This is a genomic window from uncultured Lactobacillus sp., from assembly GCF_947367085.1.
Taxonomy (GTDB): Bacteria; Bacillota; Bacilli; order Lactobacillales; family Lactobacillaceae; genus Lactobacillus.
The window spans coordinates 46,621-55,723 of record NZ_CANBCP010000009.1 but is presented as its reverse complement, the minus strand read 5'-3'; the positions used below and the strand labels follow the sequence as shown (position 1 = coordinate 55,723).

Annotated in this window: 5 protein-coding genes; all 5 read right to left on the bottom strand. The window is 35.5% G+C overall.

The window, feature by feature from the left end:
• The coding region (locus Q0Y70_RS02855) for a GT-D fold domain-containing glycosyltransferase (RefSeq protein WP_297816269.1) at positions 1–436 on the bottom strand (436 nt) is incomplete at its 3' end.
• Positions 375–1,568, bottom strand: a complete 1,194-nt coding sequence (locus Q0Y70_RS02850; protein ID WP_297816267.1) for a glycosyltransferase family 8 protein — start codon at positions 1,566–1,568, stop codon at positions 375–377. The genes Q0Y70_RS02855 and Q0Y70_RS02850, both read right to left, overlap by 62 nt.
• A gap of 46 nt (positions 1,569–1,614) precedes the next feature.
• Positions 1,615–3,645 carry an SP_1767 family glycosyltransferase gene (locus tag Q0Y70_RS02845; protein WP_297816265.1) on the bottom strand — a complete coding sequence of 677 codons (2,031 nt, stop codon included), beginning with the start codon at positions 3,643–3,645 and terminating at the stop codon, positions 1,615–1,617.
• Between the two features lie 38 nt (positions 3,646–3,683).
• Positions 3,684–5,714, bottom strand: coding sequence for an SP_1767 family glycosyltransferase (locus Q0Y70_RS02840; RefSeq protein WP_297816262.1), 2,031 nt, complete (start codon positions 5,712–5,714; stop codon positions 3,684–3,686).
• 155 nt (positions 5,715–5,869) lie between these two features.
• Complete coding sequence (locus Q0Y70_RS02835) at positions 5,870–6,427, bottom strand: LPXTG cell wall anchor domain-containing protein (RefSeq protein ID WP_297816260.1); 558 nt, start codon at positions 6,425–6,427, stop codon at positions 5,870–5,872.
• Between the last annotated feature and the right edge of the window lie 2,676 nt (positions 6,428–9,103).

The following is a 9,103-nucleotide window of genomic DNA, read 5'->3' as shown; positions in this document are numbered from 1 at the left end:
ACGGTCTTGAGATAAAAGTTGAACCATACCAATTATTACTTTTTTCAATTCCTTTTAGCAAATCATAATTTTCGGGGAAAAATGTCGATACATATAAATCTTGCCAACCACGGTTATAACGATCAAGTTTTCTAAACACATCAGGTAAGCAAACGATAGTATTATCATAGTTTCCTCTTAAAACTATTTCTCGCAACCTTTTTGCAAGTTTCTCATCATATTCTTGATAAACAATTGACTTACCATTAATATAGTCAAATTCTCCATCACCAAAGCGAATTACTGACATTTTATGCTTTAAGATGAGATCAAGCGTCTGATTGGTATTCTTAACCTTAATATTGAACATATTGTCAAAAGAAGTTTTATGCTTCTTACCAGCATAAAACTTCTTTTGCTTTAGCGATCTGATCAACTTCATCATCTTTAAATACATGGTAATTATCCCGATGTAAGTTCGGATCTTTAGTGGCTTCAAAAGCTAAGGTTGGTATATCTTGATGAATAACATTACTAAAGACATTTGCTTCTTTCGGGCCATAACTGATATCTAAATAAACATCACAATTATCAATCAATTCGGCTAGTTTTTTATATACAATTGATGGATATAAGCTAACGTTATCATACTTAGTTAACTTTACTAATAGCCATGCCATAGGGGTATAGGCAGCTATATTAAAATGAATATTCGGTAATTTTTTTACTAATGATTCTAGATCTTTTGTTTCAGCAACCTGGGTGAATAAGAGTGCCTCCCCATCAAAATTCAATTCACCGATTTTTTTCTTATCAAATTGAGTATACTTACTAATAATGGCAGACCATTCTAAGGTGTTATAATGCCACCATTTTTCTCTTAAACTAGTCTTAGAAAGTAAGTTAGAAGGTTTATCATCGGTTATATAATGGATGATTTTAGGTTTATCTACCTCATCTAAATAAGCTTCAATCGGACCACGAGCAATCCAATAACCAATATTTTCGTAGCCAATTTGATAGTTATATGAAGGATCAAGCTTTATAATTTGTCCTTTAAAAAAGTTATTAATAATACTTTGATCATCATGTGCCCTACTTTGATCTTTACTCAACTCAAGCAATTTTTCACTAACATTGTCTTCACGCCATTTTTTATTATTGATTAGCATGACGGCGGAATTAAAGATATGTGGATTACTAAAATCAATAGTAGCGGCTAACATTTTATCACTAAGATCTATTTCAAAAAGCTTATTTAAATTATTTTCAACTACTACATCACTATCTAAATAGAGGACTTTATCTGCATTGATTAATTTTGGAATCAAAAATTTACCATAAATTATATTGCTAATTCGTTCATCAGGATAATTAATTTCTGATAAAAGCCCCGGATCAATTTTTTCGTCTATAACACTCGCGCCAACTTGATTGATATATTGATTAATATTCACGAACCATTCATGTGGAATATCTGGGTTAATAAGATGAATCTGTACATTATCAGTATGGTCTAAAATAGATTTAATTGTTGTTTCTATTTTATCTCTATAATTGTAATCCGCACTTAGAGCTATTGTATTCATTATTAGTTAAAATTTCTCTTTTCTATGGTTGCCAAGTTCAAATCTATTATTTGATCTCTGCTATTATTTCTTCTTTATAAGCCTCATCAAAAACCGATTCGATATTATCATCAGAATTGAATTCAGCTGTATGCTTATCCCTTATGCGAACCTTATATTTAGCTCCCATTGTGAACCATTCATACTCTGAATCAATATGTCCCAAATCAATCATTTGATTATTAAGATCTTTGAGATCGTCAACTATTACTTTAGCCGTTGGCCCTAGCATTAATAAAATTAACCTATCTTCAGAATTTTCCCTAATCGCTTCTTCAATCTGGATGATTTTTTCATACGCATTTCTCGATGGACAAAGAATTCTCTTGATTGAGTTAGCTTTACTAAACAAGTCATTGCCAACGCCTGAGCGACTCAAATCACCTTCAACAATTAAAATATCTCGTCTGTGCCAGATTTGTTTTAATCTTTCAAAATAATTAGCACTCTTACTTTTATCCAGCAAATCCATGTAAGGTCGTGATATTAAACTAGATCCATACCAATTATTTGTCTGTTCGATTTCCCTTAGAAGATCATAATTATTAGGAATAAAATTCGTTTCATAGAAATCTCGTGCATATTGTCCAAATCTCTCAATATGATCAAACACATCAGGTAAGCAAACTAAAGTATTTTTATAATTTCCATTAAATAGAATTGACCTAAGTCTCTTTCCTAAGCTTTCGTCAGCCTCCTGATAAGTAATTCCTTTTCCGCGAATTAAAGAAAGTTCACCGTCTCCAAAACGAATAACAGACTTCCTATCCCTCAAAATAAAATTTAACGTTTCATCAATACTTTTAACTTCAATATTAAATCTCGGCTTTGAGTTTAAAGAAGTAGGTTTATTAAGATAGTCTTTAATATCACTTACCATCTCATCAACTTCATTATCTTTAAAAAGTCGATAATTACTGTAATTAGAATTTTCAGACTTTGTTGTTTCAAAAGCATAAATGGGGATATTCCTATCCATTACTCTTCTAACAACCTTATCTTCATCCGCGCCAAAATTGATATCTAGATAGATATCACACGTATCCATCAAATCAACCAGTGTTCTAGCAACAATACTTGGATATAGCCGCACATTATCGTACTTAACCATTTGTGTAAGCAAAAATGCCATTGGAGTATATGCGGCAATAGTAAAGCGAACATTAGGTAGTTTTTTAACCAAAGCTTCTAAATTCTGTGTTTCTGCAAACTGCGTAAAAATGAAGGCTTCTGCATCAAATTTAGCTTCTCCAACTTTATTATCATCAAAAGCTACATGTTCAGCTACAATCTTTGACCATTCTAAATTATGATAGTGCCACCATTTTGGTCGCATATCTGAAGTTGAAACCATGTTAAATGGTTTATCATCAGCGGTGTAATGAATTATCTTAGGATTTTTCACCTGATCTAGAAATGCAAAAGTGCTATCAATATCATTCCAATAAGCTTTTCTTTCGTATCCAATCTGATAATTATAGGTAGGTGGTAATTCAGTAAAATTATCTTTAAAGAAATTATTGATTACCGATTGATCACTATCTATTAAATTAGGATCTTTCCCCATTTCGATCAGCTTATGTCCGACTTGATTTTCACGCCAGAATTGATTGTTAATCAGCATAACGCCAGAATTAAATTGGTCTGGTTCTTTAAAATCTCGTACCGCAGCTATCGGTGTATCAAAACTAAAATTAAAAAGATCGTCAAGTTCTCCATTAACCACTAAATCGCAATCTAAATAGAGCACTTTATTTGCTGAAATCAGATCTGGGATTAAGAATTTTCCATACCGAATCTTATTAATACTTGCTCCAGCAGCATTCAGCTCTGATAGTTGCCCAAAGTCTATTTTTTCATCAATTATTATTGAACCAATTTGTTTTGCATATTGATTCAGATTAACAAACCATTCATGCGGTATATCCGGATTTATTAGATGAATTTCTATATCTTCGTTGTGCCACAAAATAGACTTAATCGTAGTTTCTATCTTATCGACATAATTATAATCACCATTTAGAACAATTACGTTCATAACTTTACTTTCCTAGTTTCTTTTAGATAAAGGCTGCATTAATCAATTCTAGCTACTATTTCTTCTTGATATTTTGCATCTTGAATTGGTTCAATATTTTCATCATAGTTAAATTCAGCCGTATGTTTATCCTTTAACTTAACCTTATATTTGGCTCCCATCTTGAACCATTCATATTCTGAATCAATATGACCTAGATCAATGATCTGATTATCTAAATCTTGCAAATCATCTACGATTACTTTAGCTGTTGGTCCCAGCATTAATAACACCAGCTTATCTGCTGCATGTTCTTTAATAGCATCTTCAATTTCATTGACTTTAGCGTAAGAATCACGTGGTGGACAAATAATTCTCTCAACTGAATTAGCATTGTCAAAAAGGTCATTGCCAACTCCTGAACGGGTAAACTTTCCTTCAACTATTAAAAGATCGTGTCCATTCCATATTTCTTTCCACTTATCAAAATAATGTTGGCTTTTACTTTTATCAATTAAATCAATATAAGGTCTAGATATGAAAGTAGAACCATACCAATTGCCTGTCTTTTCAATATCAGTCAGAATTGCTTCATTATCTGGGAAAAAGGATACCTCATAGAAACCTTGAGCATAGTGGCCATATCGATCTAAATCTCTAAAAACGTCTGGTAAACATACCAAGGTATTATTATAATTTCCTCTTAACACAATATTTTTTAGATGCTTAGATAAATTTTCATCATATTGTTGATAGGGAATAGATTTTCCATTAATCAAGTCAAATTCTCCATCACCAAAACGCACGACAGATTTATGATCTTTTGCAATTAAATCAAGAGACTCTCCTGTATCTTTAACATCAATATTGAATAAAGGTTTATTTACTTTATTTTGGTTATTCTTAATATAATCTTCGATGGCAGTAGCCATAGCATCAACTTGTCCATTTTGAAAGACATGATAATTATCATAATCTAAATTTTGGCTCTTAGTAGCTTCAAAAGAAAACATTGGAACATTTCTCGGCGTAATTCGATGAAGAACTTGGTATTCCTTACCACCATAATTGATGTCTAAATATAGATCACAGGTGTCAATTAAGCGAGTCAAAGTCGTGCCGATAATACTTGGAAACAAGTGAACATTATCGTATTTTGTTAATCCTAATAATAAAAAGGCCATCGGGGTATATGCTGCGATATTGAATTGGACATTTGGCAATCTTTTAATAAGTTCTTCTACATCTTGTGTTTCAGCTACTCTTGTAAATAAAAATGCTTGCGCTTTGAAATGAAGTTTTCCAAGCTTGCTGCTATCAAACTTCACATACTTATCTACAATATCTGACCACTGTAAATTACGATAATGCCACCATTTATCTCGCATACTTCCGCTCGATACAAGATTAAATGGTTTATCACCACTAACATAGTGAATGATTTTAGGATGCTGAACTTCTTCAAAATATGCAAATACACTATCAAAATTATTCCAAAAAGCATCTTTCTCAAAACCAATTTGATAATTATAAGCAGGATCAAGATCACCCATTTGATCTCTAAAGATCTCGTTAATTACAGTTTGATCGCCATTAGGCAAATGCTGCTTTCCCATATCAATTAACTTCTGAGTTATTTCTTCTTCGCGCCATTTTTTATTATTTATTAGCATAACGCCAGAATTAAATTGATCAGTAGCATGGTAATCACGCACTGCGTAAAGCATCTTATCTCCCAGATCAACATCAAAAATATCCTCAATATTATCGTCAACAACAATATCTGAATCTAAATATAATACTTTGTCATCCTTAATAAGTTGTGGAATTAAAAACCTACCATATGCCATTTGATTAATGTGAGCATATGAAGGTTTCATATCAGCTAATCTTTGTGGATCAATTTTTTCATCAATAATTGAAACACCAAATTGATTTGCATATTGATTTAGATTAATAAACCATTCATGCGGTATATCAGGATTTATCACATGAATTTCTACATTCTTGTTATGCCATAAAATAGATTTAATCGTAGTTTCTATTTTATCCAAATATCCATAATTTCCACTCAACGCAATTATATTCATCAATAATTTCCTCTTTATTAAAGCTAACAAAAGTAAACATTATATATTTATCTTATCATTATTTATGAGCTAAATCGTTATTTTATTATATTAATAGAATTAAACTAAAAAAATAAAGCCTTGAGACCTCATTTTGAAGTTTCAAGACTTATTTTTTATCTTTTTCGACGTTTTTTATTACGTCTAAATCCAAGCAAGCCGCCTAAAGCAGTTGTAATTGCTCCAAGTAATAACTCTGATTCGTTAGCACTACCTGTTTGTGGCAATCTGCGATGACTACTGTATCGTGCTCTATTTCTCATCTGACGAACATGTTGACGTGCTTGTCTATTATGGACAACGTTTCTACTTTCTACAGATCTTGAAGGTTTAGTAGATGGTATCAATGTATTAGTTGAAGTACCAGGAACAGGTTCATGACTAGTTGAAGTAGATTCACTGTTTGAAACAGTAGTATTCGATCCACTATCGACAACACTTTCACTCGATGAATTAGACATACTTGTGATATCTGAGATATTTTCACTCATACTAATTGAAATTGATGTTGAGATCGATTCAATTGTTGAAAGAGGGAACGGTTCTAGACTCGTAGACAGTGGAACACCGGTAGATCTTCTTCCACTTTGGCTCAGAGATTCCGTATTACTTAAGCTTTCGCTCTGACTTACCGAGTTAGATAAGCTTTCACTCTGACTGATCGAGTTGCTCATTTCGCTTTGACTTACCGAGTTACTCAAGCTTTCACTCTGACTGATCGAGCTACTCAAACTCTCACTTTGCGATACCGAATTACTCAAGCTCTCACTCTGCAATATAGAGTTACTCAAACTTTCGCTTTGGCTTACTGAGTTGCTCAAGCTTTCACTCTGCGATACTGAGTTACTCAAGCTCTCACTTTGGCTTACTGAATTACTCAAACTCTCGCTTTGCGATACTGAGTTAGACAAGCTTTCGCTTTGACTTACTGAGTTGCTCAAACTCTCACTCTGGCTCACGGAGTTGCTCAAACTTTCGCTCTGCGATACTGAGTTACTCAAACTTTCACTCTGGGAGACGGAGTTAGATAAACTCTCACTTTGACTTACTGAGTTGGACAAGCTTTCACTCTGACTGACCGAATTACTCAAACTCTCGCTATGACTTACTGAGTTGGACAAGCTCTCACTTTGGCTGACTGAGTTAGACAAGCTTTCACTTTGACTCACCGAATTGGACAAACTCTCGCTCTGACTTACTGAGTTGCTCAAGCTTTCACTTTGACTTACTGAGTTACTCAAACTCTCACTTTGGCTTACTGAATTACTCAAACTCTCGCTCTGCGATACCGAATTACTCAAGCTTTCACTCTGACTTACTGAGTTGGACAAGCTCTCACTTTGCGATACTGAGTTGCTCAAGCTTTCGCTATGACTTACTGAGTTACTTAAACTCTCGCTTTGACTCACTGAGTTGCTCAAACTTTCGCTCTGACTCACCGAGTTGGACAAGCTCTCACTTTGACTTACTGAATTACTCAAACTCTCGCTTTGACTTACCGAGTTGCTCAAGCTTTCACTTTGCGATACTGAGTTGGACAAACTTTCACTCTGCGATACTGAGTTACTCAAACTCTCACTCTGACTTACTGAGTTACTCAAGCTCTCACTTTGCGATACTGAGTTGGACAAACTTTCACTCTGGCTGACCGAGTTAGATAAACTCTCGCTCTGGGAGACGGAGTTAGACAAGCTTTCGCTTTGGCTGACTGAGTTACTCAAACTCTCACTCTGACTGATCGAGTTGCTCAAGCTTTCGCTTTGACTTACCGAGTTGGACAAGCTTTCACTTTGTGATACTGAGTTAGACAGACTCTCACTTTGGCTGACTGAGTTCGATAGACTCTCGCTCTGACTGATAGAGTTGCTTAAGCTTTCACTTTGGCTGACTGAGTTGCTCAAGCTCTCACTCTGGCTTACTGAGTTACTTAAGCTCTCACTTTGACTTACTGAGTTACTCAAACTCTCGCTTTGTGATACTGAGTTACTTAAACTCTCGCTCTGCGATACCGAGTTGCTTAAACTTTCGCTCTGACTTACTGAGTTACTTAAACTCTCGCTTTGACTCACCGAGTTAGACAAGCTCTCGCTTTGGCTGACTGAGTTAGACAAGCTTTCGCTCTGACTCACTGAGTTACTCAAACTTTCACTCTGGGAAACGGAGTTGCTTAAACTCTCGCTCTGGCTCACTGAGTTGCTTAAGCTTTCACTTTGACTTACCGAATTGGACAAACTCTCGCTCTGCGATACTGAGTTAGACAAGCTTTCGCTCTGACTGACCGAGTTGCTCAGGCTTTCGCTCTGACTTATTGAGTTGCTTAAACTTTCACTTTGACTCACCGAGTTAGACAGACTCTCGCTTTGACTTACTGAATTAGACAGGCTTTCGCTCTGACTTACTGAGTTGCTCAAACTCTCGCTTTGGCTGATCGAGTTACTCAAGCTTTCGCTCTGCGATACCGAGTTCCTCAAACTCTCGCTTTGGCTTATCGAGTTACTCAAGCTTTCGCTCTGCGATACCGAGTTCCTCAAACTTTCGCTCTGGCTTACTGAGTTAGACAAGCTTTCACTCTGACTGACCGAGTTAGATAAACTCTCGCTTTGTGATACCGAGTTAGACAAACTTTCACTTTGTGATACTAAATTACTCAAGCTTTCGCTTTGGCTTACTGAGTTGCTCAAGCTCTCACTTTGCGATACTGAGTTGGACAAGCTCTCGCTCTGTGATACCGAATTACTCAAACTTTCACTCTGACTCACCGAGTTGGACAAGCTCTCGCTTTGGCTGATCGAGTTAGATAAGCTTTCGCTTTGACTGACCGAATTACTCAAGCTCTCACTCTGACTTACTGAGTTGGACAAGCTTTCACTTTGACTCACTGAATTAGACAGGCTTTCGCTCTGGCTTACTGAGTTACTCAAACTCTCACTTTGTGATACCGAGTTGGACAAACTCTCACTCTGGCTGACTGAATTGCTTAAGCTTTCACTTTGACTGACCGAGTTACTCAAGCTCTCGCTTTGACTTACTGAGTTGCTTAAGCTTTCGCTCTGACTTACTGAGTTAGACAGGCTCTCACTCTGACTTACTGAGTTACTCAAGCTCTCACTCTGTGATACCGAATTACTCAAGCTCTCGCTTTGAGATACCGAGTTAGACAGACTCTCACTTTGTGATACTGAATTACTTAAGCTTTCGCTCTGACTTACTGAGTTGCTCAAACTCTCGCTTTGACTGATCGAGTTAGACAAGCTTTCGCTCTGACTTACTGAGTTACTTAAGCTTTCGCTTTGACTTACTGAGTTACTCAAACTCTCACTTTGGCTGACTGAGTTGCTCAAGCTCTCACT